The sequence below is a fragment of the Embleya australiensis genome (genome assembly GCF_051903075.1).
In the GTDB taxonomy this organism is placed as follows: Bacteria; Actinomycetota; Actinomycetes; order Streptomycetales; family Streptomycetaceae; genus Embleya.
The window spans coordinates 6236060-6262254 of the sequence record NZ_CP182422.1; the positions used below are offsets into that span (position 1 = coordinate 6236060).

Consider the following 26195-nt stretch of genomic DNA (forward strand, 5'->3'; position numbering starts at 1 on the left):
GACCGTGTCCGCCGGGGCGGTCGGTGCCGGCCGGGTCGAGACCGCGCCGCCAGGCCGCTCGGGCTACGCGCCGGCGAGCAGGTCGGCCTCCTCCCGCACCGACAGGCCGTGTGACAGCGGGGGTTCACCGCGTTGTCGGTCCCAGGCGCGGACGTCGGCCACCGTGATCGGGAGGGGAGTGGCGGGCATGCCGGCGGCTCGGGCTCGGGCGGCGCTGCGTTGGCGGGTGGGCCATTGGGCTTTCGGCGTGACCAAGGGGAAGTGGGCCGGGACCGCGTCCATGGGGATCGGGACGAGTTCGATGTCGGTGCCGGCCGCCCTGGCGCAGGTTTCGATCAGGGTGCCCAGCGTGGTGGGCTCGGCCGGGCCGACCGCGTGGAAGGCGCCCGGGCGGTTGTCGGTCAGCAGACGGGTGACCAGGTGGGCCAGGTCGCGGGAGTCGACCACCTGTACGGGCTGGTCGGGGTCGCCCGGGACGGCGACTCGGCCGCCGCGGGCGGCTCGGCGGACCCAGTAGGTGAAGGTTTCCTGCACGTCGTGGGGGCCGACGACCTTGCCGGGGCGCACGATCGTGGCGCGGTCGCCGTACCGCGCCAGGACGTCGTCCTCGCAGGCGACCTTGCACGGGCCGTACGTGTCGTTGTCGAGCTCCTCGGTGTCGCGACGGGGCGGCCGGCGCGGGGTGTCCTCGTCCGAGCCGGGGCCGACGCCGGTCTGTACGTATACGGCGTGGCTGGAGACGAACAGGTAGCGGCCGACCCGGTCGCCGAGTGCGTCCATGGCCTGGTTCACGTGGCGCGGGACGTAGCCGCTGACGTCGACCACCGCGTCCCATTCGCCGTCGCGCAGCGCCGCATAGTCGCCGGTGTCGCGGTCGCCGATCAGCCGGGGCAGGTCCGGGAACAGGTGTGATCCGGTTCGTCCCCGCCCGAACAGGGTCACGTCGGCGCCGTCGCGCAGTGCGTCCTCGACGATCGCCCGGCCCACGAACGCGGTGCCGCCCAATACAAGAATGCGCATGGTCGGCGACAGTATCGGCTCGGGCGCCGTCGTGTGTCGAATATTCGATTGTCAACCACGGTTGACATGCGGTGTGCGTCAACGTACGTTGACAGACATGACCGAAGCAACCGACCTCGCCAGTAGGGCGGGGGACCGTGATCCGCGTGTGGGCCTGCGGGCCGTGGCCGCGCTGCGGCGGCTGCTCGAACAGCTCGAGGCCGTGCAGGTGCGCAGCGCGCGCGTGCAGGGCTGGTCGTGGCAGGAGATCGCCGCCGAGCTGGGAGTAAGCCGTCAGGCGGTGCACAAGAAGCACGGGAGGAACTGATGTTCGAGAGGTTCACCGACGATGCCCGCGCCGTCGTGCGCGGCGCGGGCGAGCACGCGCGACGGGCCGAGGCCGGCGAGGTGGGGGAGGAGCACATGCTCGCGGCGTTGTTGGACGGGCAGGGTACGTCGGCGGCCGTCGCGCTGGCGACGATCGGCTTCGTCGCCCATCGCGACGAGGTGATGGAGGCGCTGGCCCGGGCGCGCCGGCGCGGCGGGGTGTCGTCCGCCGACCAAGCCGCGCTCGCCGACCTCGGAATCGACGTGGACGAGATCGTGGCCAGGGTCGAACAGGTGCACGGCGAGGGCGCGTTGGCGATGGCGCCGCGACGCCGGCGGGTGTGGCCGTTCGGCGGTCGCTCGGCACCCGGGCCGTTCACGGAGGGGGCCAAGCGGGTGCTGGAGAAGTCGCTGCGGGAGGCGCTGGAGCGCGGGGACAAGCACATCGGCGACGAGCACGTCCTGCTCGCGCTCACGTCCGGCCCGGGGGTGGTGGCCGACCTGCTCGCCGAATACGGGGTGACCCGCGTGTCGGTACTCCGGGCGCTGGTGCCGCCGGCGGCCCAGGCGGGTTGACGCCCGGCGCGCCCGTACGCGGTGCGAGGCACCTGCGAGCGGGCCGGGGCCGGCGAACCGCGTGCGCGCCGGGCAGGCCCGGAAGCCCACCCGGCGCGCACGCACGATCAACCGAACAACCGCGCCTACTCGACCAGTCCGGCCCGCCGCAGCGCGTCCGCGATGGCGCCGCCACCGCCGGCGGGCGGCTGCGACCCACGGCTCTGCTTCGGCGGCGCGCCCCGGCGCCCCTGGCCACCGCCGGCCCCGCCGCCGCTCTGACCCTGCCGGGAGCCTCCCTGACCCTGGCCCTGCCGCGAACCACCCTGGCGCCCGTCCCCGGACCGCCCCTCCCCGGACGACCGCCCATCGCGCCCTCCGCGCTCGGCCGTCTCGTCCTCCAGCCGCAGAGTCAACGAGATGCGCTTGCGCGGGATGTCCACGTCGAGCACTTTGACCCGCACCACGTCCCCCGACTTGACCACGTCGTGCGGGTCGCTCACGAAGGTCTTCGACATCGCCGACACGTGCACCAGGCCGTCCTGGTGCACGCCGACGTCCACGAACGCGCCGAACGCGGCCACGTTCGTGACCACGCCCTCCAGGAGCATCCCGGGCCGCAGGTCGGACAACTTCTCGACGCCCTCCTTGAAGGTGGCCGTCTTGAACGCCGGTCGCGGGTCGCGCCCCGGCTTCTCCAACTCGCGCAGGATGTCGGTGACCGTCGGCAGCCCGAACTTCTCGTCGGTGAACGCCTTCGGGTCCAGCGCGCGCAACTTCGGCGCCGCGCCGATCAGGGTGCGGACGTCGCCACCGGCCGCCGCCGCGATCCGGCGCACCACCGGATAGGCCTCGGGGTGCACGGAGGAGGCGTCCAACGGGTCGTCGCCGGCCGGGATCCGCAGGAAGCCGGCCGCCTGCTCGAACGCCTTCGGGCCGAGCCGCGCCACGTTCTTCAGGTCGCGTCGCGTCTTGAACGGCCCGTTCGCGTCCCGGTGTTGCACGATGTTCTCGGCCAGCGTCGCGCCGATCCCGGACACCCGGGTGAGCAGCGGCGCGGAGGCGGTGTTGACGTCCACGCCGACCGCGTTCACGCAGTCCTCGACCACCGCGTCGAGCGACCTCGACAACTTCAGCTCGGACAGGTCGTGTTGGTACTGGCCCACGCCGATCGACTTGGGGTCGATCTTGACCAACTCGGCCAGCGGGTCCTGGAGTCGCCGGGCGATCGACACCGCGCCGCGCAATGACACGTCCAGGTCCGGGAGTTCCTGCGAGGCGAAGGCAGAGGCGCTGTACACGGAGGCGCCGGCCTCGGAGACCATCACCTTGGTCAGGCCCAACTCGGGGTGCTTGGCGATCAGTTCGGCGGCCAGCTTGTCGGTCTCGCGTGAGGCGGTGCCGTTGCCGATCGCGATCAGGTCCACCCGGTGGGCGGCGGCGAGGCGCGCGAGCGTGGCGATCGACTCGTCCCAGCGGCGGCGCGGCTCGTGCGGATAGATCGTCTCGGTCGCCACCACCTTGCCGGTGTCGTCGGTCACCGCGACCTTGACCCCGGTACGCAGGCCCGGGTCGAGGCCCATCGTGGCGCGGGTGCCGGCCGGCGCGGCCAGCAGCAGGTCGCGCAGGTTGGCGGCGAACACCCGGACCGCCTCGTCCTCGGCCTCCTGGCGCAGCCGACCGCGCAGGTCGATGCCCAGGTGCACCAGGATCCGAGTGCGCCAGGCCCAACGCACGGTGTCCGCGAGCCACTTGTCGGCGGGGCGGTCGCGGTTGGTGATCCCGAACGTGTGCGCGATCGCCCGCTCGTACTCGGTCGGACCGTCACCCTCCTCGGCCGCGTCCGCGGTGGGGGCCAGCGTCAGGTCGAGGACGTCCTCCTTCTCACCCCGGAACATCGCCAGGATCCGGTGCGACGGCAGCCGGGTGAACGGCTCGGCGAAGTCGAAGTAGTCGGCGAACTTGGCGCCCGCCTCCTCCTTGCCCTCGCGCACCTTGGCCACCACGCGCCCGCGCGTCCACATCTTCTCGCGCAACGCGCCGATCAGGTCGGCGTCCTCGGCGAACCGCTCGACCAGAATCGCGCGGGCACCCTCCAGCGCCGCCTGCGCGTCGGCGACACCCTTGTCCGGGTCGACGAACGCCCCGGCCGCGGCGACCGGATCGCGCGACGGGTCGCCCAGCAACCCGAGCGCCAGCGGTTCGAGGCCGGCCTCGCGGGCGATCTGCGCCTTGGTCCGGCGCTTGGTCTTGTACGGGAGGTAGATGTCCTCGAGGCGGGCCTTCGAATCGGCCGCCATGATCTGCGCCCGCAGCGCGTCGTCCAACTTGCCCTGCGCCTCGATCGCGGCGAGCACGGCGACCCGACGCTCGGCCAACTCCCGCAGGTAGCGCAGCCGTTCCTCCAACGTACGCAACTGCGTGTCGTCGAGGGTCCCGGTCACCTCCTTGCGGTAGCGGGCGATGAACGGCACGGTCGCACCCCCGTCGAGCAACTCGACGGCCGCCCTGACCTGCCCCTCCCGAACCCCGAGCTCCTCGGCGATCAGCCGATGCACATCCTCCTGCGCACCCTGCTCCGAACCCTGCTGCCCAGACACCGACATCGTCACGTCCCGATCCACATCATCACCAACCATCCCCCACCATTCTCCCGTCCCACCCACCCCGCTGTCGCGCAGCCCCACCGGGAAGGCGAGGTCGTCCTCACGCACGCGTGTGCGATCGACCACCGTCTGCATCTCGTCAGTTCTGTCGACGAGTGGGCACGCCCGGGGGAGATATGTCCGAGATGGAATCGAGGTTCGACGTGTCCGAGCGATTCGTGGCCGATCTCGACCGGCTCGACCGATCGGCGGAGAGGTTCGCGGCGTGCGCCGACGCCGCTGGGCAGGTTCCGAAGGCACTCGAGGAGACCGGACCGATTCGCAGTCGCCGCCGTACTTCCTTCGGATGGCAGAGGGCGCGGTCGGGGAAACCCCGTGGTCAGCGTGCTGCCCGAAGATCACTCCCCGCGTTCCGGCCGCTGATCCCGGCCGCCGATCGCCGGCTGCGCCGAGTGGTCGCGGAAGGCGGGGACTCGGCTGGGGCGGGGGCGGTTTTGGGCTTCGAGCAAGGGGAGGGTGCGCATGGGGACCACCTCCGACAACGCGATGACGCTCGTGGTGCGGACCACCTCGGGGATGCGGTTGATGTCGATCAGGATTTGTTGCAGGTCCTGATTCGACGTGGCGGCGATGCGGCAGTGCACGTCGCCGATGCCGGTGGTGCCGTACGCCTCCAGCACCTGGGGGACCGCGGCCAGCGCGGTGGCCACGCCCGACAGGCCGCCCTGGGCGATCTCCAGTGTGACGAAGGCCAGGACCGGGTATCCGGCGGCGACCAGATCCACCTCGGGGCCGTAGCCGGTGATCACTCCGGCCGCCTCCATCCGGTCCAGCCGGGCCTGGACGGTGGCGCGGGAGACCCCGATCAACCGGGACAGCTCCAGCATGCCGGCGCGCGGATGTTGCCGGCCCGCCCGAATGAGACGTACGTCCAACTCGTCCAGTGTGATGCGCGAATCCTGAAGATCGTCTCGCATATCGCTCTCTCACCTAAGCAATCTGTATAGCTCCCGGCCGAGATGTTGTCAGATGTTGTCAGCGGAAGTGTACTTCCGGCATCCGTTCCTTCCCGAGGGGATCGCCCGTCATGAGCACCTTCAACACCCTGGAAGACACCGACGTCCTCGTCGGCGCCGTCGAGCACGACCCGGCGGGCGACCCCTTCCCCGTCATCGCGATGGACCACGTCCGGTTCTTCGTGGGCAACGCCAAACAGGCCGCGCACTACTACTCCACCGCGTTCGGGATGACCTGCGTCGCCTACCGCGGCCCCGAGACCGGCTCCCGCGACGCCGCCGAGTACGTCCTCGTCTCCGGCAAGGCCCGCTTCGTGATCACCGGCGAGGTACACGCCGGCACCGAGATCGGCGCCGCGACCCACGCCCACGGCGACGGCGTCGCCGACCTGGCCATCGAGGTCCCGGACGTGGACAAGGCGATCGCCTATGCCCGCGAGCACGGCGCCACCGTCCTGGTCGAGCCGCACGACGACAGCGACGAGCACGGCACCGTACGCAGCGCGGTCCTGGCCACCTACGGCCAGACCCGGCACACGCTGGTGGACCGCTCCGCCTACAAGGGCCCGTTCCTGCCCGGCTTCGTCGCCGCCGAGCCGCTGTTCCGCGGCAAGCCCGCCACGCACCCCAAGCGCTACTTCCAGGCCATCGACCACTGCGTGGGCAACGTCGAGCTGGGCAAGATGGACGAGTGGGTGTCCTTCTACAACCGCGTCATGGGCTTCACCAACATGAAGGAGTTCATCGGCGACGACATCGCCACCGAATACTCCGCGCTCATGTCCAAGGTCGTCACCAGCGGCAACCACCGGGTGAAGTTCCCGCTCAACGAGCCCGCGATCAGCCGCAAGAAGTCGCAGATCGACGAATACCTCGAGTTCTACGGCGGCCCCGGCGTGCAGCACATCGCGCTCGCCACCAACGACATCGTGGCCTCGGTGCGTGCGATGAGCGAGATGGGCGTCGAGTTCCTGTCCACCCCGGACAGCTACTACGACACCCTGGGGGAGTGGGCGGGCGAGACCCGGGTACCGGTCGAGACGCTGCGCGAACTCAAGATCCTGGTCGACCGCGACGAGGACGGCTACCTGCTCCAGATCTTCACCAAGCCCGTCCAGGACCGGCCCACCGTGTTCTTCGAGCTGATCGAGCGGCACGGTTCGCTCGGCTTCGGCAAGGGGAACTTCAAGGCGCTGTTCGAGGCGATCGAGCGCGAGCAGGAGCGCCGCGGCAACCTCTAGGCCGCGACGCGTCCGCCCGGCCGACACGGCCGGGCGGACCGGGACACGGGCGGGGACGGCGGCGCCGCGCACAGGGCGCGGGAGTGGACGGAGGAGTCGGGCAGTCATGGCGTACTACCGCAGCGTGGGCGAGGTGCCGCCCAAGCGGCACACCCAGCACCGCCGCCCGGACGGCGGCCTGTACTACGAGGAGCTGATGGGCGAGGAGGGCTTCACGTCCGACTCCTCCCTGCTCTACCACCGCGCGATCCCCTCGGCCATCGCCGACGCGACCGTGTGGGAGGTCCCGGACCAGACGGTCACCGCCAACCACCCGCTCAAGCCCCGCCACCTCAAGCTGCACGACCTGTTCGCGGACAACGAGTGGAAGGCCGTCGACGCGGTCACCGGCCGCCGGCTCGTACTCGGCAACGCCGACGTGCGGATCTCCTACGTGGTCGCCGGCAGCACCTCCCCGCTGTACCGCAACGCGCTCGGTGACGAGTGCGTCTACGTCGAGTCGGGCTCGGGGACGGTGGAGACCGTCTTCGGCGCGCTGACCGTCGGCCCCGGCGACTACGTGATCCTGCCACGCGCCACCACCCACCGGTGGGTGCCGAGCGGCGACGAGCCGCTGCGCGCGTACTGCATCGAGGCCAACTCGCACATCGCGCCCGCCAAGCGCTACCTCTCCCGGTTCGGCCAGCTCCTGGAGCACGCGCCGTTCTGCGAACGCGACCTGTGCGGGCCCGTACAGCCGCTCCTGGCCGAGGGCACCGACGTCGAGGTACTGGTCAAGCACCGCGGCCTGGGCGGCGAGATCGCCGGCACCCGCTACGTGTACCCCACCCACCCGTTCGACGTGGTGGGCTGGGACGGGTGCCTGTACCCGTACGTGTTCAACATCTCCGACTTCGAGCCGATCACCGGCCGGATCCACCAACCACCGCCCGCGCACCAGGTGTTCGAGGGCCAGGGGTTCGTGATCTGCAACTTCGTGCCGCGCAAGGTGGACTACCACCCGCTGTCGATCCCGGTGCCGTACTACCACTCCAACGTGGACTCGGACGAGGTCATGTTCTACTGCGGGGGCAACTACGAGGCCCGCAAGGGCTCCGGGATCGGCCAGGGGTCGATCTCGCTGCATCCGGGCGGACACGCACACGGACCGCAGCCCGGCGCCTACGAGCGCAGCATCGGCGTCGAGTTCTTCGACGAACTGGCGGTCATGGTGGACACGTTCCGCCCCCTGGGCGTCGGCGAGGGGGGCCTCGCGAGCGAGGACCCGGCCTACGCGTGGACCTGGGCCGGGAAGGCGCCGCGGACATGAGCACGGGTACGAACGCGGGCACGAGCGCGGACACCGAACGACCCGAACTGCCGCTGTTCGCGGGGTTGTGGGACGACGCGGCGCTGTTCCCGCCCGGGAACGCCCCGATGGCCGAGGCGGTACCCGCACACCGCGTCTACCGCACCGAATGGTTCGCCGACTTCGTCCGGCACTTCCTGGTCGGCGTCGCGCACCTGCCCGACCTGATCGCGCTCGCCGACCCCGAGGCGCCGCTGCGCGTGGTGCTCGTGGCGCCCGGCGGGCCGGCCACGGTGGGGCCCGCGGTACGCACCATCATGGACACCCCCGGGTTGCTCCTGGAGGGCATCGAGGTCGCCGGCGACGGCGAGATCGGCAAGGCGGTCGCGGCGCTGCACGAACACCTGCCGGAGATGACGGCGGGCTACGTCGAGGTCCTCAAAGGCGCGGGCCTCGACGCAGACCTGGACAATCTCGCCGGCACGTACGGACGGCCCAAGTTCCGCACCGGCGGCACCGCCGCGCACGCGTTCCCGAACGAGGCCGAACTGGCCGCGTTCGTACACGCGTGCCGGGTCCGCGAAATGCCGTTCAAGGTCACGGCCGGGCTGCACAACGCCGTGCGGCACACCGACCCGACCACGGGTTTCGAGCACCACGGTTACCTCAACCTGATGCTCGCCACCCACCACGCCGTCGCCGGCGCCGAACCGGACGCGCTCGCGGACCTGCTGGCCATCCGCGACAGCGCCGAACTCACCCGCATGGCACACGGACTCACCGTGCCCGAGCGCACCCGCCTGCGCGGCTACCTGACCTCGTACGGAACCTGTAGCGTCGCCGAGCCGCTCCAGGACGCGCTCACGCTCGGCCTGCTCGGCCAACCCCCGCACACGCGCTAGCCCGCACCACCGCGACCGATCCCACGAGGAGCCGCACCTCATGCCCAGCACCTGGGTCCCGCTGCCGACCGACTCGGGCTACGGCATCGACAACCTGCCCTACGGCGTGTTCACCACCGACCACGAGCCGGACCGGCCGCGCGTCGCGGTGGCCATCGGCGACTTCGTGCTCGACGCCGGTGCCGCCGCGCACGCGGTCGACGCGAGCGCCGAGGTGTCGGCCGTGCTGGACGCGCCGAGCCTGACCGCGCTGATGGCCGCCGGGCGACCGACCTGGCGCGGCGTACGGGCCGCGATCACCACGTGGCTGACCGACCCGAGCCTGCGGGCGAGCGTCGAACCGCACCTGATCCCGCGCCGGGACGTGGTGCTGCGGCTGCCCTTCGAGCCCGCCGACTACGTGGACTTCTACGCCTCCGAGCACCACGCGAGCAACCTCGGCCGGATCTTCCGGCCCGGCACCGAGCCGTTGAGCCCGAACTGGAAGCACCTGCCGATCGGCTACCACGGCCGCGCGGGCACCGTCGTGGTCTCGCACACCCCGATCGTGCGCCCCCGCGGACAGCGCAAGGCCCCGACCGACGCGGTGCCGTCCTTCGGGCCCACCCGGCGGCTCGACATCGAGGCCGAGGTCGGCTTCGTCGTCGGCGCGGGCTCCGAGCTGGGCACCCCGGTCGGCCTCGGCGACTTCGCGGACCACGTGTTCGGCGTGTGCCTGCTCAACGACTGGTCCGCACGCGACATCCAGGCGTGGGAGTACGTCCCGCTGGGCCCGTTCCTGGGCAAGTCGTTCGCCACCTCGGTGTCGCCGTGGATCGTGCCGCTCGAAGCACTCGACGCCGCGCGCGTGGCACCCCCCGCGCGCGACGTCGAGCCACTGCCCTACCTGGACGACCGCGCCGCCGAGCCGTGGGGCCTCGACCTGAGCATGGAGGTCCGGCTCAACGGACACGTGATCTCCCGGCCGCCGTTCGCGTCGATGTACTGGACCGCCGCGCAGCAGCTGGCGCACATGACCGTCAACGGCGCGTCGTTGCGCCCGGGCGACCTGTTCGCCTCCGGCACGGTCAGCGGGCCCGAGGTCGGCGAGCGCGGGGCGCTGATCGAGATCACCTGGAACGGCGAGAACCCGCTCAAGCTCCCGGACGGGTCCAGCCGGACCTATCTGGAGGACGGCGACGAGGTCACGATCACCGCCACCGCCCCCGGCCCGAACGGCACGCGTCTCGGATTCGGTGAGGTCAGCGGCCGGATCTTGGCGGCGCGCTGACCTGATGCCGGCTCCCGCAGCTTGCGGGAGCCGGCATATCGTCGAGACGGCAAGGGCAGCGATACCGGGCAGCAGAGGGATCCCATGTCGTCGTTCGTACATTCGTCCTGGAGCAAAACCGCCGTTTCACCCGTCATGGTGGGTCTGACCGGGGCCTTCGTGGTGGCCTCTGCCGTGGTCAGCGTCATGTACGGCTTCATCGGCTCGGGCATCGGGCTCCTGGGCGGAGCGGTGTTGTGCGCGTTCCTGTCGGTTGTCCGGGTGCACGCCGACCAACGCGGGCTGACCGTCGAGTTCGGGTTGCTGCCGTGGCCGCGCAAGCGGGTACCGCTGAGCGAGATCCGCAGGGCCGGATACCGCGAGGTCCGGGCGCTGCGCGAGTTCGGCGGCTGGGGATACCGGATCAAGTCGAGGGCGACCGGGGTCGTGCAGCGCTCCGGCGAGGCCCTGACGCTCACCCTCGTCTCCGGACGCGAGTTCGTGGTCACCGTGTCCGACGCGCCCCAGGGTGCCGCGGTCCTGAACGGCCTGCTGGGCAACCGGGTCTGAGCGAGGCGGCCCCCCGGGTCCACGAAGGGTCCCGGGGTTGCGGCGCGGGCCCGGAAGGGCCGTGGCCCCGCCTACCGCCGCAGACCCCTGTCCACCGCGTCACGGCCGCCCTGTCGGCCCGGGTGGCGAGTTCACACACCGGGCGGCGGAGTTCGGGCGGCCGTAGCGTCGGCCGACGAGGTCGTGGACCCCGCCGAGCCACTTCTCGGCGAGGATCCACGACTTCGGCTCGTCGTGTTCCCGTCTTGCGAGCCGATCGCTCAGGGGGTCGGGCTCACCCGGCGTGGATCGCCCGGTGTTGCCCGCTCTTGTCGTAGTATCCGGGGCCGGCGACCAGGGCGGTGCGGAAGTACAGGCCCTCGCCGACCACGCCGTTGTTGTTGCCGTGTCCGGGCACGAACGGTTGCCACAGGGCCACCAGCAGTTCCGGGGCCACCAGCGACGCGCCTTCGGTCTCCACCCGGATGGGTGTCAGTTCGCCGAGCAGTCGGGTGACGTCGACGGCCGGTGTGCCGAAGACGTCGATACCCAGACACAGCACAGTGTCGGCGAAATCGTCCTCGGACCGGTGTACCTCGATCGCCTCGACCAGTCCGTCCTTGTCGCTCACCACATGAATCGAGAGGTCCGCACCGAAGTGGGCGAACCCACGAGTGCGTCCCGACAGATCTCCTCCGAGTTCGCGCAGAGCGGTCTCTGCCTCGTCCATGGACATGCCGATCTTGATCGGCCCTACGCCGTACGGCGGATCCAACTCAAGCTGCACGTGATCTCCCTCGCCTCGAACAACCGAGTATGACGCACCGTCATCGGGCCTCCTCGCACCCGGTTGCCGGTTCGACCCGAGAGCGTGCCCCGGTGCCCGCACACGGAGCGCACCACTCCCGCCGACGTCGATCCCGGCATCGTCTTTATACCCATTCGGGTCAACGCGGAGACCGCCGGCCCACCCCGGAACGGGTCAGCGCGGGGTGCCGAAGACCTGGGTCCAGGACGTGCCGTACGTGCCGCCGGTGACATATCCGACACCGATTTCGGTGAACTCCGCGGTGAGGATGTTCTTGCGATGTCCGGGGCTGTCCATCCACCCCTGCACCACCTCGGCCGGGCTGCGCTGGCCGCAGGCGATGTTCTCCCCTATCCGGCTGTACAGGTAACCCGCCGCGATTGCCCGGTCCCACGGCTCGCGGCCGTCCGGATCGGTGTGCGAGAAGAACGCCCGGGTGATCATGTCCGTGCTGAACGCCTGAGCGCACGCGGTCAGTTGTGGCTGCGGGGCGAGCGGACGCAGACCGTGCCGGGCCCGCTCGACGTTGGTCAGCTCGACCACGCCGTGCTGGAACTCGGAGAGACCGGACGGGGTTTGCGTCTCCTCCTCGACATCGACACCGAAGTCCCGGGCGATGCCCGCGAGGCCGTCCGCGTAGCCCTGGCCGAGCGCGCGCACCTTCCACTGCGCGCCGCGCCGATAGATCTCGGCGAGCAACAACACCGTCTCGGTGCGTGGTCGCGGCGGGGTGAACCGCGCGAGCAGCGTGCCGCTCGCACCGGTGAGCGTCATCGCCGGCGGCGGCAGCTCGCCGAGGGTGTGTGTGGTGTCGGCGGGACTGACCACCACGGTCACCCGCGTCGCGCCCGCCCGCAGTCCGCTGGGATCCACGGTGACGGTGTCGCCGCCGAGCCGTACCCCGGGCGCGGACACCTGGTTGAAGAAGACGAAGTCGGCGTCGCCGGACACCCGTCGGTCCTCACCCGTGATCAGCGCGGAGATGTCGAACGGCCCGGGCACCCGTACCCGCACGACGCCGACCGGCAAGGATTGGTTCGCGCCCGGCGGCAGTTCGCTCATGGCCGCTGATTCTAACGATGGATCACGGGCGGTTGGCGGGCCACGGATCGACAGCCGGTCCACGACCGCGTCGAGCCGCGGACCGACCCGGGGCCGACACCCCGCCCCGACGCCGGATCAGAGCTCGGTGACCCGGCCGTCGGCGACCCGCAACCGGCGGGTGGTGCGGACCGCGTCCAGCATCCGGCGGTCGTGGGTGACCAGGAGCAGGGTGCCCGCGTACGACTCCAGCGCTGCCTCCAACTGCTCGATCGCGGGCAGGTCCAGGTGGTTCGTCGGCTCGTCCAGGACCAGCAGGTTGACCCCCTCGGCCTGGAGCAGCGCCAACGCCGCCCGGGTGCGCTCACCCGGGGACAACGTCGCCGCCGGACGCAGTACATGCGCCGCCTTGAGCCCGAACTTGGCCAACAGCGTGCGGACATCGGCCGGCAACAGATCCGGGACCAGCGCGCAGAACGCGTCCAGGAGCGGCCGGTCGCCCAGGAACAACCCGCGCGCCTGGTCCACCTCGCCCACCACCACGCCCGAGCCGAGCGAGCCCTGCCCCGCCGTCAACTCGGTGCGCCCGAGCAGCGCCGCGAGCAGCGTCGACTTGCCCGCGCCGTTCGCGCCGGTGATCGCGACCCGGTCCGCCCAGTCGATCTGCAGCGTCACCGGCCCGAGCGTGAACCCGCCGCGCTCGACCACCGCGCCGTTCAGCGTGGCCACCACCGCGCCCGCGCGCGGGGCGGCGGCGATCTCCATCCGCAGCTCCCACTCCTTGCGCGGCTCCTCGACCACGTCGAGGCGTTCGATCATGCGCTCGGTCTGCCGGGCCTTGGACGCCTGCTTCTCGCTCGCCTCGGCCCGGGTCTTGCGGCTGATCTTGTCGTTGTCCGTGGACTTGCGCCGCGCGTTGCGGGTGCCCTTGTCCATCCACCCGCGCTGCATCCGGGCCCGGGCCTCGAGGTCGCCGCGCTTGTCGGCGTATTCCTCGTAGTCCTCGCGTGCGTGCCGGCGGGCCACCTCGCGCTCGGCCAGATAGGCGTCGTAGCCGCCGCCGAAGCTGCGCACCTGCTGCTGGGCCAGATCCAGCTCGACCACCCGGTCCACCGTGCGGGCCAGGAACTCGCGGTCGTGGCTGATCACCACGGTGCCCGCGCGCAGCCCGGTGACGAACTTCTCCAACCGGTCCAGACCGTCCAGGTCCAGGTCGTTGGTCGGCTCGTCGAGCAGGAACACGTCGTAGCGGCTGAGCAGCAGCGACATCAGCCCCGCGCGGGCCGCCTGGCCGCCGGACAGCGCGGTCATCTCCCGATCGAGGTCCACCGCCAGGCCCAGTTCCGCCGCGACCTCCTCGGCCCGCTCCTCCAGGTCGGCGCCACCCAGGTCCAGCCAACGATCCAGCGCCACGCTGTACTCGTCGTCCGCCCCCGCGCGACCCTCGACCAGCCCCTCGGTCGCGGCGTCGAGCGCGGCCTGCGCGGCGGCGACGCCGGTACGGCGGGCCAGGAACGCGCGCACCGTCTCGCCCGGCCGCCGCTCCGGCTCCTGCGGCAGGTGGCCCACCGACGCGGTCGGCGGCGACAGCTGTACCGAACCCGCCTCCGGCGCGGCCAGGCCGGCCAGTAGCCGCAACAGGGTGGACTTGCCCGCGCCGTTGACCCCGACCAGGCCCACGACGTCGCCGGGGGCGATCACCAGGTCCAGTCCGGAGAACAGGACACGGTCACCGTGTCCGGCGGCAAGCTCTTTGACGACGATCGTGGCGCTCATGAGGATACGAATCCTATCGGCCGCCGCGAAGCCGGCCGTGGCAGGCCGCCCGATGTGAAGATGGCCCGGTCCGCGTACCACCCGGCCGAAACGGCCACCCCGGAAGGACGATCCGAATGACCACCGAATCCCGGCCCGAACCGTACGAGACGCTGCCCGAGGACTGGGAGCGCGCGCTGGCCATCGTCGCGCACCCCGACGACCTCGAATACGGCGCCGCCGCCGCGATCGCCCGCTGGGCCCGACAGGGCAAGCGGATCACGTACGTCATGGTCACCAGCGGCGAGGCCGGCATCGACGGCCTGGAGCCGGACAAGTGTCGCCCGCTGCGCGAGGCCGAACAGGTCGAATCCGCGCGGATCGTCGGCGTGGACACGGTCGAATTCCTCGGCCACCCCGACGGCGTGGTCGAGTACGGGCTGCCGCTGCGCCGCGACCTGTCCCGGGTGATCCGCCGGCACCGCCCGGAGATCGTGATCACCGGCAACTTCCGGGACACCTGGGGCGGCGCGTTCCTCAACCAGGCGGACCACATCGCGGTCGGCCGCGCCGTGGTGGACGCGGTGCGCGACGCGGGCAACCGCTGGGTCTTCCGCGAACTGCTCGACGAGGGACACCAGCCGTGGGGCGGCGTGCGTGCGGTGTGGGCGAGCGGGTCGCCGGAGTCCGGCCACGCGGTGGACACCACCGAGGACTTCGCCGCGGGCGTGGCCTCGCTGGAGGCGCACACGGCCTACCTCGCCGGCCTGGGGCAGGACCATCAGATGGCCGACGCGGCGGAGTTCCTGGAGGGCATGGGCCGGGCGGCCGGCGCGCGCCTGGGCACCCGGTTCGGCGCCGCCTTCGAGGTCTATCCGATGAGCTGACCCAGGGCGTGTTCGGCGTCGGTACGCTGCCCGCATGATCGATTGGCAGCACATCCGAGGTCGTACCCTCGCCGTGCTCGCAACGGGGGCACTGGTCATCACCGCGACGAGCGCGTGCGGCGGCGACGGTCCCGGCGGGTCCGGCAAACGCCTGAACGTGGAGAAGTTCCGACAGCAGGTCCGGCCGATCGGAGAGCACGGCACCGTGTGCCCGGTCCGGTACGACCTCGCCGCCGCGGCCCGCAAGGCGCACCTCGACGGCGCGGTCACCCCCGGCGAACCGGCCGCGTCCGGCGCCGAGGGATGGTCCGACGACGAGGCGGCGGCCCGCGACCCGCAGTCGAACCTCACGCCGGTCCAGCGGGTCAACGGCGTCGCCCTGACCTGCTCCTACCGCATCGGCGCCGACAAGATCGACGTGGGCACGTACGGCGCCCGGCGGGGTTTCCCGCTCAACATCGCGCTGCCGGTGATCCAGCGCGACTCCGAGGCGAAGGCGGCGGTCCTGGGTCCGTTCGCCGACGACATCGGGGCGGGCGAGCCGCAGCGGGTGATCCCGGTCGGCAACGGGCACGTCGCGGCCGTACGGCTGCGGGTGAGCGGGCCGGGCTCGGCGGCGATGTACGTCTCGTCGGAGACGCTGACGCCGGAGCGCGTCGCCGACCTCGCCGAGGCCCTCGCCGGGCAACTCGACTGACGCGGGTCCCGCGGGGCTTCGCGAGGGGCGTGCTGTGGGGCACCGTGAGGTGTGTCCCGCGGGGCTCCGCGAGGGGGTTTTGCAGGGCTCGGCGGCGCGTGTCCCGCGGGACTTCGTCGGGTCCCGCGGGGCCCCGGGAGCGGGTCACCGTGACCGGGCGCGGGCGGCGTTCATCTCCTCGACCGCCCCCGCCGCGTCGCCGATCGTCGCGTAGTCCACTGCGACGAAGTTGACCGGTCGCCCGCGCTGCGCCTCGCACGCGCGGGCCCGGTCGAGCACGTATTGGCGCGCGTTGACCTGCCCGGCGTCCAACCGGCTGCCGCCCAGGTTGGTGATGAAGTGGTTCATCAGGAACAGCCGCTTGTCGGTGCCGCCCCGGTTGGGCACACAGGACATGTCGGCGGGGGTGAGGAAGGTGAACGGGGTCTCCATGCCGTACTGGTAGAAATTGCGGTACCACGGCGCCGGACCACTGGCCCGCTCGGCGAACACCACCAGGCGTTTCCCGTTGCGGACCATGTCGCCCAGCTTCGGCCACTTCGCCGCCGGGTCCGCGGACGGCGTGAACAGCAGCCGCTCCACGCCCGCCTCGCGGAACGCCTGTTCGGTCTGCTCCCCGGTGATGTCGTCCTGCAGGATCAGCGTTACCACCTCCCCCGGGTTGTCGTCGAGCCAGGCGCCGATCTCGCGCAGGGTCGGGGCCAGCGGGATCGCGCCCGCGCGGCACAGCGCGTGGCACAACCACAGGCCCGGGCGCGGCGGGTTGGCCAGGTCGATCAGCCGCAACACCTCGGCCTGCATGTCCGGCGCGAAGCTGGAGACGCTGAGCCGGGGCTGGACCTGGTCGGGCTGCTCCCAGGTGTAGGTGTCCAGTTGCAGGCCGCGCGCGCCCGCGTTGAGCTGCGCGGTGATGTTCGGGTCCTGGAGCGGGCCGATGAACCGGTCGGCGGTGCTCGCCATGGCGTTGTGCGTGGTCAGGTACGCGACCTCGTCGTAGCGCAGCTCGCACAGCTCGATCGATCCCAGGCAGTGCGGCTCCTCGCTCTTGCCCGCCGCGACGGGGACCACGGTGGCGCCCAGGACCAGGGCCGCGACGGTGAGCGCGGCCACGGTCGCGGCGATTGCGATGCGGTGGCGCGGGGGCAGGTCCAGGGCCCGGCGGGCGGCGGCGCGACGCCAGCTCCAGGCGCCGGCGACCAGGAGCAGGCCGAGTACGAGGGGGACAAGCGCGACGAACAGGCCGACGCCGGCGAGCGAGGAGATCGCGGACCTCTGGACGTCGGTGACCAGCGTGTTCACCGAATGCGGCCAGGCGGGCGACGGCTGGGCCAGTACGTCCGGCAGCCGGCCGCGAACCAGCAGGACCAGCGCGCCGGTCAGCACGCCGCCGACGGCCAGGGACCAGCCGAACACGGGCACGCGGCGGGTCCACGAACGCGGCCCGGTGAGCCACAGCAGGGCCACGGCGGCGATGCCGAGCACGGTGGCCAGCGTCTGGATCGGGCCGAGGGCCAGTTTGGTGAAGCTGCGGGCGGTGGAGACGCTGCTCAAGTTCAGGCCGGCGTGGCGCAGGTCCGGGAGCACGTCCCACTGCCCGTCGTCGGTGCGCTCGGCCAGGTCGGAGGAGGCCGAACCGGCGCCGCCGCCCAGCACGTACGGCCCGACCACGGCGAGCGCCCCCGCGATGTCGCCGGTGGCCAGCGCGGCGGTCACCTGGACGCGCACCCCGGACCGGGCGTCGGCGGGCACCACCGCGACCAGGGCATCGGTGGTGGCGGCCATGCTCGGGGCATCCAGCACGAAGGTGGGGAAGTCGGCCGGCCGGCGGCCCTCGGCGAGGTCGTCGAGGGTGGCGTCCAGGCCCTCGCGAAACGCGGCGAAGTCGGCGGAGGGGCGGCCCTGCACGTTGGCGATCAGGTCCCCGAGGTACAACTCGGCGACGCCGCCGACGTTGGCCAGGATCGGCCGCAGATCCAGGATCAGCCGCAACTCGGGCTGCTCGCCGCGCAGGTAGCCGATCGTGTTGGCGATCTGCGTGTCGACGATGCCGCGCAGGGTCGCGGGCGGCAGCACGGTCTTGAGGTTGGCGGTCACCACCGACGGCGGCACGGGCATCCGCGCCAACAGGTCCCGGGTGACCTGGGCGGCGGCCGGATCGACCAGGATCTCGTCGTACATCCGGTTGTAGGCCCGCTCGTCGTCGAGCGCGCCCTGATAGAAGGCCCGATTGAGCACGGTACTCCGAGCAATCCCGGCCGAGCCCAACACGACCACGGCAAGCACCAAAACCAGCGCGGCAACCCCCCGAAGCACCACCATCCACCGACCAACACCCATCCCCCCACGCTCACCCGCCCACAACACCCCCGCGATCCCGGCGACCCATCCGGGGGAGCGGGGCGGGGAGGCGACGGGGAAGCCCTCGGGGGGTTGGATCGGGGGAGGGGGCGGGGCGTGGGTCGTGGGGCAGGCCGCCGCCGGCGTGCGGGGCTCGGAGGCGTGGGGGCCCGACGAGACGGGTGCGTTGCGCGGCGGAAGGGCGGCAGGCAGCGGGGGCGACCGGGTTGGGTCTGCCGGGGGGCTTCCCGGGTGGGTCGGGCGTGTTCGGCGGGCGTGGCGTCTTTGGTTGCGTGGGCCTGTGCGGGGCCGGTCTGAGTCGCCGGGCGGCCCGCCGCCGGCGTGCGGGGCTCCGAAAGTCGGGGCGCCTGGCGAGGCGTGTGTGTTGGTCGGCGAAAACCGACTGGCAGCGGTGGGGAGGGTGGGCGGCCGGGGCGGGTCTGCCGGGGGGCCTTCCCGGGTGGGTCGGGTGGTTTCCGGCAGGCGTCGCGCTTGTGGTTGCGGCCGACCCGGCGACTCTGGCCGGCTCCGCACCGGCCCGCGCAACCACAGGCGCCGCGCGCGCCGAACACGCCCGACCCACCCGGGAAGGCTCCCCGGCGGACTCGACCCGACTTCTCGTCCGCCTCGCCGGGCACCCCGAGTCTCGGAGCCCCGCACGCCAGCGGCGGCGCCACCCCACGACCCGGGCCGGCCCCGCACCGGTTCCCCGGCACCAGGAGCGCAACGCGTGCCGGGAGCAGCCGAGCCACTCGGGCGGACCCCCAGCCCGAAGCGTGATCCCGCGTGCGTCGCGGCCGGTGTTCGAGCCCGACCCGGGGCGCCGAGCTGCGGGTTCGGCGGAGCCGAGTCGTATGCGACGCCGGTCGGGCCGGCCCGGCTCGTGTGCCGAGTCGGCCCGGTTGGCGCGTAAGGCCGACTGATCCGGCGGCCATGTGCAAGGCTGACCGGCCCGGCCCGGCCCGGCCCGGCCCGGCCCGCGCCCAGCCCGCGCCGGGGCTGACCGGGCCGACCGGCGAATGCCGCCGGTCCGACCCGCCGCCCACCCCCTACCCGGCCGCCCCCCGCACCTCCGCCGCGTGCTCGTGCAGGCGGATCACCGCCTCCGCCACCGTGTCGACCGTGGCCGTGTCCATGTGCGACCACAGCGGCAGCGTCAGGACCCGGTCGGCGATGTCGTCCGTTACCGGTAGGTTCCGCGCCGGCAGGTGGGCGTAGGCCTTTTGGCGGTGTACCGGGGGGTGGAAGTAGCGGCGGGAGTCGATGCCTTCCGCCTTCAGCGCCCGCGCCAACGTGGGGACGTCGAGGCCGAACGGCTCCGGGTCGATCACCAGCGTCAGGTCCTTCCACGTCGATACGTCGCCCTCGGCCAAAACCGGCAACCGCACGCCCGGGACGTCCCTGATCGCCGTCGCGAATGCCGCGACCAGGTCGGTGCGCGTGCGTACCCGCTCCGGCAGGCCCCGCAGGGAGACCAGGGCCAACGCCGCGTGGAGTTCGGACATTCGGGCGTTCAGGCCCGGGAAGACGCAGTCGTAGTCGCCCGGGTTGCCGTACCCGCGTCCCAGTCGGCACGCCTGGGCCAAGCCCTCGTCGCGGGTCGCGATCAGGCCGCCCTCGCCCGCGACGACCACCTTCGTCGGGCTGAGCGAGAAGACCTCCGCCGCGCCGAAGCCGCCGATCGGGGTGCCGGCGCGCCGGCTGCCCAGTGCGTGTGCCGCGTCGTAGAGGAGCGGTACCCCCGCGTCGTCGGCGACCTGCGCCAACTCCTCGACCCGGCACGGGGTTCCGTACACGTGCGTGGCCATCAGCGCCGAAGCCCCGGACTCGGCCAGCAACTTCGCCGCGTCCGCCGGGTCCAGGGTCAGCGTGTCCGGATCGACCTCGGCGAACACCGGCACCGCCCCGGCCCAGTGCGCCGCATGCGCGGTGGCCGAGAAGGTGAAGCCCGGCATCGCCACCGAGCCGTTGACCCCCATCGCCTGGAGCGCGAGCATCAGCCCGCTCGTGCAGTTGGACACCGCCACCACATACGGCACTTCGAGTTGCGCCGCCGCGGCCTCCTCCAACTCGCGGACCGTGGACCCGTCGGTCAGCTGCCCGCTCGTCAAAATCGTGTCCAGGCGCCGCGCCAACTCCTCCCGCTCGGGTACCCGTACCCGCGTCAACGGCAGGCCCTCCGCGAACAGCGCCGTTCCGCCGAGCACCGCCGGCTTGCCGGTCACCGCCATGTCCCATCCCCCCTGAATTCCCCGGGATACCCCGGATCCGTCGAACCTGTCCCCACCGACCCGGAATCGGCCGCGACCGGCATCGTCTGCCGCACGGGCACACGCCGCCGTCTCCGCTCCGAACCGCCGCCCTTCGCGGTCTCGGTCCGTTCCGGTTTCGACACCGCGAGCAACACCAGCACGAACGGGAACACCTGGACCCGTTCGCGGGTGAGGATGCCGAAGTTGCGGATGTTCGCGAACGCGAGCGCGAACACCAGTGTGTAGACGATCACGAAGGCCACGTAGGGTCTTCGGATCAGCAGACCCGGAATACGTTTCAACCGGGGCAGCGCCACCACGAACAGGCCCATCAACACCACGCCTTCCAGCGACGCGACCAGGGCCTGGATGTTGTGCGCCTCGAACGGGAACGGCCGGAACAGCACGGTCACCAGCGACTGCGGCAACGCGGCAGGTGAGATCGCCAGCGCCGCCTGGTCGTCCACCGCCTGGGCCGAACCGCCCTGCGCGGTCTGCGTCTGGGTCTTGGCGATCACCTGGTTGGCCTGCGCGGCGCCGATGCCGGGTGTACCGAAGAAGGTGCCCACCTGCTGGAGCGCGAGCACGCAGCCCACCCCGAGCACCACGATGCCGAAAGCCGCGCGCAACGGGCCGAGCGCGGACGCCTGTTGCGGCCGGTTGCGCAGCAGATACCCCACGCACAACCCGCACAGGAGCAGCACCGTCACATGCGGTCGCACCATCGTGGTGCCCACCGCGCCCAGGATCAGGAACACGAACGCCCCGCGCTTGCGCACCAGAAGCAGCGCCACGCCGTAGGCGGCCATCCCCAGCGTGAACATCATCCAGGTGTCCTTGCCGATCCCCGACGGCCAGAACAGCAGGGACGGCAGGAAGAACAGCAGCTTGCCGTAGCGGCGCCGATCGCCGTCCGGGTAGGCCACGTTGAACGCGCGCCAGAACAGGTACAGCCCCCAGAACCCGAGCCACGAGTAGACCAGGTAGCCCGCGAGCAGGGACTGGCCGACGATCGCGTAGACGATCCCGGTGACGATCATGATGAAGCCGGTGCCGATCACCTTGCGGCCGATGTCCACGGTGAAGTCGCCGTCCCGGAAGTGCGGCGCGATGGCCCGCCCGACCAGGTCGTAGGTCGCCGCGTCGGCGCGACCCTCGTAGAGCACGAAGGACATCCAGTAGCGGGCGAAGCACGCGAGCAGCTTGGCGACCAGCGCGCCGATCACCAACCGCCGTACCCACGGCGGCTCGTCGCGGGAGAACCGGGACAGCAGCGGCACGCTGACGGTCAGCAGCAGCGGAAAGACGATCAGCGCGCCCCAGGTGTCGTACGGGCGATACTCCATCGCCCACGCGAACACCGAGACGTAGACACCCACGGCGGCCAGCGCGAGCAGCGAACCCCACGGCAGCCGCGGCGAACGACCCGTCCACCGGGTGAACCACGCAAGTCGGGACGACAACGGAACTCCTTGCAGGAACGGCGAACCGGCGCGACGCAGGACGGCGGTGGCGCGCGGAACCGGCTCGGACCGGTCCGGCGCGGCATCGGCCGCGGGGTCAGAACACCTCCAAGTCCCCCAGGGAGAGCTGCCACGAGCGCAGGTCGTGGACGTCGATCGGATGCGGGTGCACGGGCCGCGCGACCAGGAGCATGCCGGTGCGCGGCGGTGTGGCGTAGCCCGCGTAGCGGGCCGCGCGGGCCGCCTCCGAGCCGCGCGCCAGGTGCGTCGCGACGTGGTCGCACCCGGACATGGCGACCCCGGAGAACAAGGTGCGCGCGGTGTCCCGATCGCCCGGACGGACCACCATCTGGGACAGCGTGAACTCGACCAACGGTCCCCGCAGGCGCGGCCGGCCGAACACCACGCCCGTCAACTCGCCGTTCTTGTAGGAGGCGACGATCCGGTAGTCCAGGCCCGGCGCCTCCCCGTAGCGCCAGCGCAGGAAGTCGCCGGTGAGCGCGGTGCGCAGCTTGTCGTGCCCGATCGCCGCGTCGCCCGCGTCGGCCTCGGCGACCAGCTCGTCGAAGCCGATCGCGGCCCGGGGATCGGAAAAGAACTGACGGGCGGTGGGGAAGCGGCAACGGGCCCCCGGATCCACCGCGTTCCAAGTCTGCGAGGTGCCGGTCAGGTCACCCGAGGCCCGCAACTCCTTGAGCCCGCGCGCGAAGGCCAGCGGCCGGATCGGGTGCAGCGAGATCGGCACCTTCCCGACCTCCTGCCAGCCCATCTTCAGATAGCCGGGCAGGCTGTTGCCGTTGGGGGTGTTGAACACCAGCGATGTGTCCGCCTCGATCCGCTCCAGCAGATCCGTGGTGAGCCGGCGGAACAGGCCGCGGCCCTGCACGTCGGGATGGGTGGCGGTGTCCACCGCGCGCACCGCCCGGATCACCTCGCCGCCGAGGACGAACTCCCAGCGCAGGAAGAGCCGTACGGCCACCACCCGACCGTCGGCGCCCTCCGCGACCAGGCCCGGGCTGGCGCCGAACGGGTTGTCCCGATGCTTCCACCGGAAGAACTCCGAGGTGCGCTCGCCGGTCGGCCCGCCGGACAGCGCCGTGCCCAGCAGGTCCAACACCCGGGGCTCGTCGTGCTTGCCCAACTCCCGGACGGTGAAAGGCGAATTCCCGCGTTCCTGCCCACTCACCGCGACTCCTCCAGCACTCTCGCGTACACATCCTCGATCCGCCGCTGGGCGCCCGCGACGTCGAACTCGGCGGAACGCTTGTGCGCCGCCTCGCCGCACGCCCGCCGGCGCGCCGGGTCCGCGGCGAACGACGCCAGCGCGTCGCCGAACGCCCGCGGGTCGCCCGGCGGCACCACCACGCCCTCGATCCCGTCCGTGACGATCTCCGGCATCCCCCCGACGGCGGTCACCACCGACGGCAGGCCCACCGTCATCGCCTCCATCAACGAGACCGGCAGCCCCTCCTGACGCGAACTCAGCGCGAACACGTCGAAGGCGGACAGCAGCGTCGGCACGTCGCCGCGCGAGCCGGTGAAGACCACCGACCCCTTGAGGTCGGCCCGGTTGGCCCGCTCGCGCAGGGTCGCCTCCAGCGGCCCCGAGCCGATCAGCACCAGGAGCGCGCCCGGATGCCGGTCGCGGACCCGGGCATGCGCGTCCAGCAGGCCCAGCTGGTCCTTCTTCGGCGTGAAGTTGGCCACCGTGCCGACGATGAAGGCGTCCTGGTCCAGGTCCAGCATCCGGCGGGCCCGCTCCCGGGCGCCGGGCCCGGCGAACGCGTCGCCGAGGTCCGGGCCGTGGTGGATCACCGTCGGGCTGACCCCGGGCCGCAGCCGGCCCGGGACGATGCTCTCGGCCACCGCCGACGAGACCGCGATCACGCCGCTGTTGCGCCGGTACGTCCACGCGTTGGCGAGCCGGGTGGGCCGCCGATAGCGCGGCCACATGTTGTGCTCGGTGTGCACGATCGGTACGCCGGCCCCCACCACGCGGGCGGCGACCGCCGGGACCGGCATGTGCGTGTGGATCAGCCCGTAGCCGCGCGCCCGCACCAGCGTGCGCAGTCGCAGCGGCCAACTCCGCCCGCCGCCCAGGCAGTGCACCGTGATGCCGAGCCCGCGCAGCGTCGGCACCAGCGCGTCCTTCCACGGCAACACGTAGGCGACCTCGACCTCGTAGCGTTCGTCGTCCAGGTGACGGGCGCAGTTGACCAGCAACTGCTCGGCACCACCGCGCCCCAGGCCCTTGGCGAGCCACAGGACACGAACGCGCCCTCCCATCAGCGATCCTCCGAGCCGAGTTCGACGGTGGACCACGTGTCGAAGTGCGGGCCCAACCGCGCGCCGTCATCGGCGCCGTTGTGCAGCGCTCGCTCGGCGGCCGACTGCACCCGGAAGCCGGCCGCGCCGTTCTCGGTCGGGGCGGGCGGGTCGGTGCGCTGCGAGCCGTGACCGTGCTCGGGTGACTCCGGCTCACCGTCGGTGAGTTGGTTGCGCTTGGCCCAACTCGGCGCGGGCCGCTCGGCGTCCTCCTCCGGCTCGGCCGGCGTCCCGCCGGAGCGACCGCGCAGCACCAGGCCGCCGGCCGCGCCCGTTCGGCCCACCGAGCCGATCCGCGACCCGCGCCCCAGGCCGCCGCCCATCGCCCCGGTCGGATCCACGCCGAGCAGCGCGACGCCGGCGATCGGTACCCCGGTCCGGGTCAACAGCTCGCCCACTCGGGACGCCTGATCGGCCGTCAGGTTGCCGCTGCGGGCCACCACCAGCATCGCGTCGGCGTGCTGCACCAGGTCGTTGGTGTCGTTCGCGTACATCAGCGGCGCGCTGTCCACCAGCACCACGTCCGCGTGGTGCCGGGCGCGCTGGACCACCTCGCCGGCGCGCAGGAGCAGTGCGGCCGGGTAGGCGGCCGGCGCCCCGGCGGTGATCAGCCGCACGTTCGGGATGTTCGTCCCGCGCACCACGTCGCCGAGGTCGATCTCCTGCTCGGCGAGCAGCACTTCCGACATGCCCTTGCCCGGCTTGGCGCCCAGGTACAGATGGGTGGCCGGGTTGCGGAAGTCGCAGTCCAGGACCAGCACCGAGCGGCCCGCCTCGGCCAGAGCCGCGGCCAGGTTGGCCACCGTGCTGGTACGCCCGTCGCCCGGCTTCGAGGACACCACCAGGATCACCGGCGCCGGATCGCTGACCCGGCGCACCGGCATCGCGGTGGCCCGGGTCTGCCGCGGGTCGGCGCCGCCGAGCCGATAGGCGAGCCCGGGCGGGCCGGTGAGCAACAGCGCCGAACGCAGCGTGCGATACGCCTCCGCGACCGGGCTGTCCGGGCGCCCCGCGACCAGCACCGCGTGCCCGGCGCGCTGCCGGCGCGGGGCCCTGGGCACCTCGGCGATCACCGGGAGGCCGAACGCGTCCTCCAACTGGATCCGCCCGCGCAGCCGCACGTCCATCCGGTCGACCATGAGCGCGGCGATCAACCCGAGCGCGAGGCCCAGCGCCGCGGCGAGCGCGATCCGCAACGGCCGCGAGGTCGGCGCCAGAATGCTGGTGGTGGAGTCGGCCGTGCTCTTGAGGCCGTCCATCACCTCGATCTTGGGGTCGTTCAGCGGGTTGATCAACTCCTGCTGCTGCCCCACGAGGGTCGTGTACTGGGTCCGCTTCGCGTCGAACTCGGCCTGAAGGGTGGCGCGTTTGGTGGTGTTCTTGTCCAGCGCGTCGATGTCGGTCTTGAGCTTGTCCAACTGGACGGTCATGCTGTCGGCCTGGCCCTGCCGGGTCTTGCGCTGCGAGTCGGCGAACGCGGCCACCGTCTCCTGGGCCCACGCGCTCGCCAGGTCCTCGGCGGCCCTGCGGCCGGGCGCCTTCGCGGAGATGGTCACCAGGCCCAGATTCGGGTTCAGTTGCGAGGTGACCTTGGCCGCGAGCACCGCCGGGTCCGGGTTGTTCAGCCGCTTCGCCACCCGGCGGGCCACCTCGCCGCCGTCGGTCATCAGTTGCACCGGTGCGAGGTTGAACTCCTTCGCCGAGTTCGGCGCGGGCAGCACGTTGACCGAGGCGGTCCACTGGTTGCCCGTGCCCTTGGGGTCCGATGGGGTCAGGATCAGCCCCGCGAGCAGTCCGATCGCCAGACATGCGAGCACCAGCGGCCAACGACGCTGGAGAACGGAGAAGTAGCTAGAGGTTTCCACCGGTCCCCCTCCGGTTCGAGGTGCCACCGCGCG

The 26195-nt window shown here is 72.1% G+C and carries 21 protein-coding genes; 9 read left to right on the top strand and 12 right to left on the bottom strand.

Going from position 1 to position 26195, the window contains the following annotated elements:
- Positions 1-63: 63 nt before the first annotated feature.
- A complete protein-coding gene (locus ACMXN5_RS26855; protein WP_439677379.1) occupies positions 64-1020 on the bottom strand; it encodes an NAD-dependent epimerase/dehydratase family protein in 957 nt (318 codons plus the stop codon).
- A gap of 97 nt (positions 1021-1117) precedes the next feature.
- Between ACMXN5_RS26855 and ACMXN5_RS26860 the strand changes: the two genes are divergently transcribed.
- The gene (locus tag ACMXN5_RS26860) at positions 1118-1327 is read left to right on the top strand and encodes a helix-turn-helix domain-containing protein (protein WP_026218136.1); all 210 of its coding nucleotides are present in this window, start codon (positions 1118-1120) and stop codon (positions 1325-1327) included.
- The gene (locus tag ACMXN5_RS26865; protein WP_439677380.1) at positions 1327-1902 is read left to right on the top strand and encodes a Clp protease N-terminal domain-containing protein; all 576 of its coding nucleotides are present in this window, start codon (positions 1327-1329) and stop codon (positions 1900-1902) included. The genes ACMXN5_RS26860 and ACMXN5_RS26865 overlap by 1 nt, the downstream gene beginning before the upstream one ends.
- A gap of 125 nt (positions 1903-2027) precedes the next feature.
- Here ACMXN5_RS26865 and ACMXN5_RS26870 read toward each other — a convergent pair whose 3' ends face one another.
- Together ACMXN5_RS26870 and ACMXN5_RS26875 are read right to left on the bottom strand one after the other, a co-directional pair.
- Entirely contained in the window at positions 2028-4487 is a 2460-nt protein-coding gene (locus ACMXN5_RS26870; protein WP_439678088.1) for a Tex family protein, read from the bottom strand.
- 398 nt (positions 4488-4885) lie between these two features.
- Positions 4886-5464, bottom strand: coding sequence for an Lrp/AsnC family transcriptional regulator (locus ACMXN5_RS26875; RefSeq protein WP_439677381.1), 579 nt, complete (start codon positions 5462-5464; stop codon positions 4886-4888).
- Between the two features lie 200 nt (positions 5465-5664).
- Here ACMXN5_RS26875 and hppD point away from each other — a divergent pair, with 200 nt between their 5' ends.
- The 5 genes from hppD to ACMXN5_RS26900 all read left to right on the top strand — a co-directional run bounded on the left by hppD (position 5665) and on the right by ACMXN5_RS26900 (position 10753).
- Positions 5665-6744 carry a 4-hydroxyphenylpyruvate dioxygenase gene (gene hppD, locus ACMXN5_RS26880; protein WP_439678089.1) on the top strand — a complete coding sequence of 360 codons (1080 nt, stop codon included), beginning with the start codon at positions 5665-5667 and terminating at the stop codon, positions 6742-6744.
- Between the two features lie 106 nt (positions 6745-6850).
- Positions 6851-8053, top strand: a complete 1203-nt coding sequence (locus tag ACMXN5_RS26885) for a homogentisate 1,2-dioxygenase (RefSeq protein WP_395791900.1) — start codon at positions 6851-6853, stop codon at positions 8051-8053.
- A complete protein-coding gene (locus ACMXN5_RS26890; RefSeq protein WP_439677382.1) occupies positions 8050-8934 on the top strand; it encodes a hypothetical protein in 885 nt (294 codons plus the stop codon). Before ACMXN5_RS26885 ends, ACMXN5_RS26890 begins: the two co-directional genes overlap by 4 nt.
- 40 nt (positions 8935-8974) lie before the next feature.
- Positions 8975-10204 carry a fumarylacetoacetase gene (fahA, locus tag ACMXN5_RS26895; RefSeq protein WP_439677383.1) on the top strand — a complete coding sequence of 410 codons (1230 nt, stop codon included), beginning with the start codon at positions 8975-8977 and terminating at the stop codon, positions 10202-10204.
- 84 nt (positions 10205-10288) lie between these two features.
- The gene (locus ACMXN5_RS26900) at positions 10289-10753 is read left to right on the top strand and encodes a hypothetical protein (RefSeq protein WP_439677384.1); all 465 of its coding nucleotides are present in this window, start codon (positions 10289-10291) and stop codon (positions 10751-10753) included.
- A gap of 274 nt (positions 10754-11027) precedes the next feature.
- Here ACMXN5_RS26900 and ACMXN5_RS26905 read toward each other — a convergent pair whose 3' ends face one another.
- The 3 genes from ACMXN5_RS26905 to ACMXN5_RS26915 all read right to left on the bottom strand — a co-directional run bounded on the left by ACMXN5_RS26905 (position 11028) and on the right by ACMXN5_RS26915 (position 14357).
- The gene (locus tag ACMXN5_RS26905) at positions 11028-11519 is read right to left on the bottom strand and encodes a hypothetical protein (RefSeq protein WP_395791906.1); all 492 of its coding nucleotides are present in this window, start codon (positions 11517-11519) and stop codon (positions 11028-11030) included.
- A gap of 195 nt (positions 11520-11714) precedes the next feature.
- Complete coding sequence (locus tag ACMXN5_RS26910; protein WP_439677385.1) at positions 11715-12602, bottom strand: CAP domain-containing protein; 888 nt, start codon at positions 12600-12602, stop codon at positions 11715-11717.
- A gap of 117 nt (positions 12603-12719) precedes the next feature.
- Positions 12720-14357: an ABC-F family ATP-binding cassette domain-containing protein gene (locus tag ACMXN5_RS26915; RefSeq protein ID WP_439677386.1), complete on the bottom strand. Its 1638-nt coding sequence runs from the start codon at positions 14355-14357 to the stop codon at positions 12720-12722.
- Between the two features lie 116 nt (positions 14358-14473).
- Here ACMXN5_RS26915 and ACMXN5_RS26920 point away from each other — a divergent pair, with 116 nt between their 5' ends.
- Positions 14474-15223 (top strand): PIG-L deacetylase family protein, encoded by a 750-nt coding sequence (locus ACMXN5_RS26920; RefSeq protein WP_439677387.1) that lies wholly within the window; start codon positions 14474-14476, stop codon positions 15221-15223.
- 34 nt (positions 15224-15257) lie between these two features.
- Positions 15258-15920 (top strand): hypothetical protein, encoded by a 663-nt coding sequence (locus ACMXN5_RS26925; protein WP_439677388.1) that lies wholly within the window; start codon positions 15258-15260, stop codon positions 15918-15920.
- 144 nt (positions 15921-16064) lie between these two features.
- Here the strand turns inward: ACMXN5_RS26925 and ACMXN5_RS26930 are convergent, their stop codons facing one another.
- The 6 genes from ACMXN5_RS26930 to ACMXN5_RS26955 form a co-directional block, all read right to left on the bottom strand.
- On the bottom strand, positions 16065-18239 hold the full coding sequence (locus ACMXN5_RS26930) for a hypothetical protein (RefSeq protein WP_439677389.1): 2175 nt from the start codon (positions 18237-18239) through the stop codon (positions 16065-16067).
- Positions 18240-19306: 1067 nt separating this feature from the next.
- Positions 19307-20488, bottom strand: a complete 1182-nt coding sequence (locus tag ACMXN5_RS26935; RefSeq protein ID WP_439677390.1) for a DegT/DnrJ/EryC1/StrS family aminotransferase — start codon at positions 20486-20488, stop codon at positions 19307-19309.
- Entirely contained in the window at positions 20479-21972 is a 1494-nt protein-coding gene (locus tag ACMXN5_RS26940; protein WP_439677391.1) for a hypothetical protein, read from the bottom strand. Before ACMXN5_RS26940 ends, ACMXN5_RS26935 begins: the two co-directional genes overlap by 10 nt.
- A 97-nt stretch (positions 21973-22069) precedes the next feature.
- Positions 22070-23158: a GNAT family N-acetyltransferase gene (locus ACMXN5_RS26945; protein WP_439677392.1), complete on the bottom strand. Its 1089-nt coding sequence runs from the start codon at positions 23156-23158 to the stop codon at positions 22070-22072.
- Positions 23155-24258 (bottom strand): glycosyltransferase, encoded by a 1104-nt coding sequence (locus ACMXN5_RS26950; protein WP_439677393.1) that lies wholly within the window; start codon positions 24256-24258, stop codon positions 23155-23157. The genes ACMXN5_RS26945 and ACMXN5_RS26950 overlap by 4 nt, the downstream gene beginning before the upstream one ends.
- Complete coding sequence (locus ACMXN5_RS26955; protein ID WP_439677394.1) at positions 24258-26162, bottom strand: AAA family ATPase; 1905 nt, start codon at positions 26160-26162, stop codon at positions 24258-24260. The genes ACMXN5_RS26950 and ACMXN5_RS26955 overlap by 1 nt, the downstream gene beginning before the upstream one ends.
- Positions 26163-26195 lie beyond the last annotated feature (33 nt).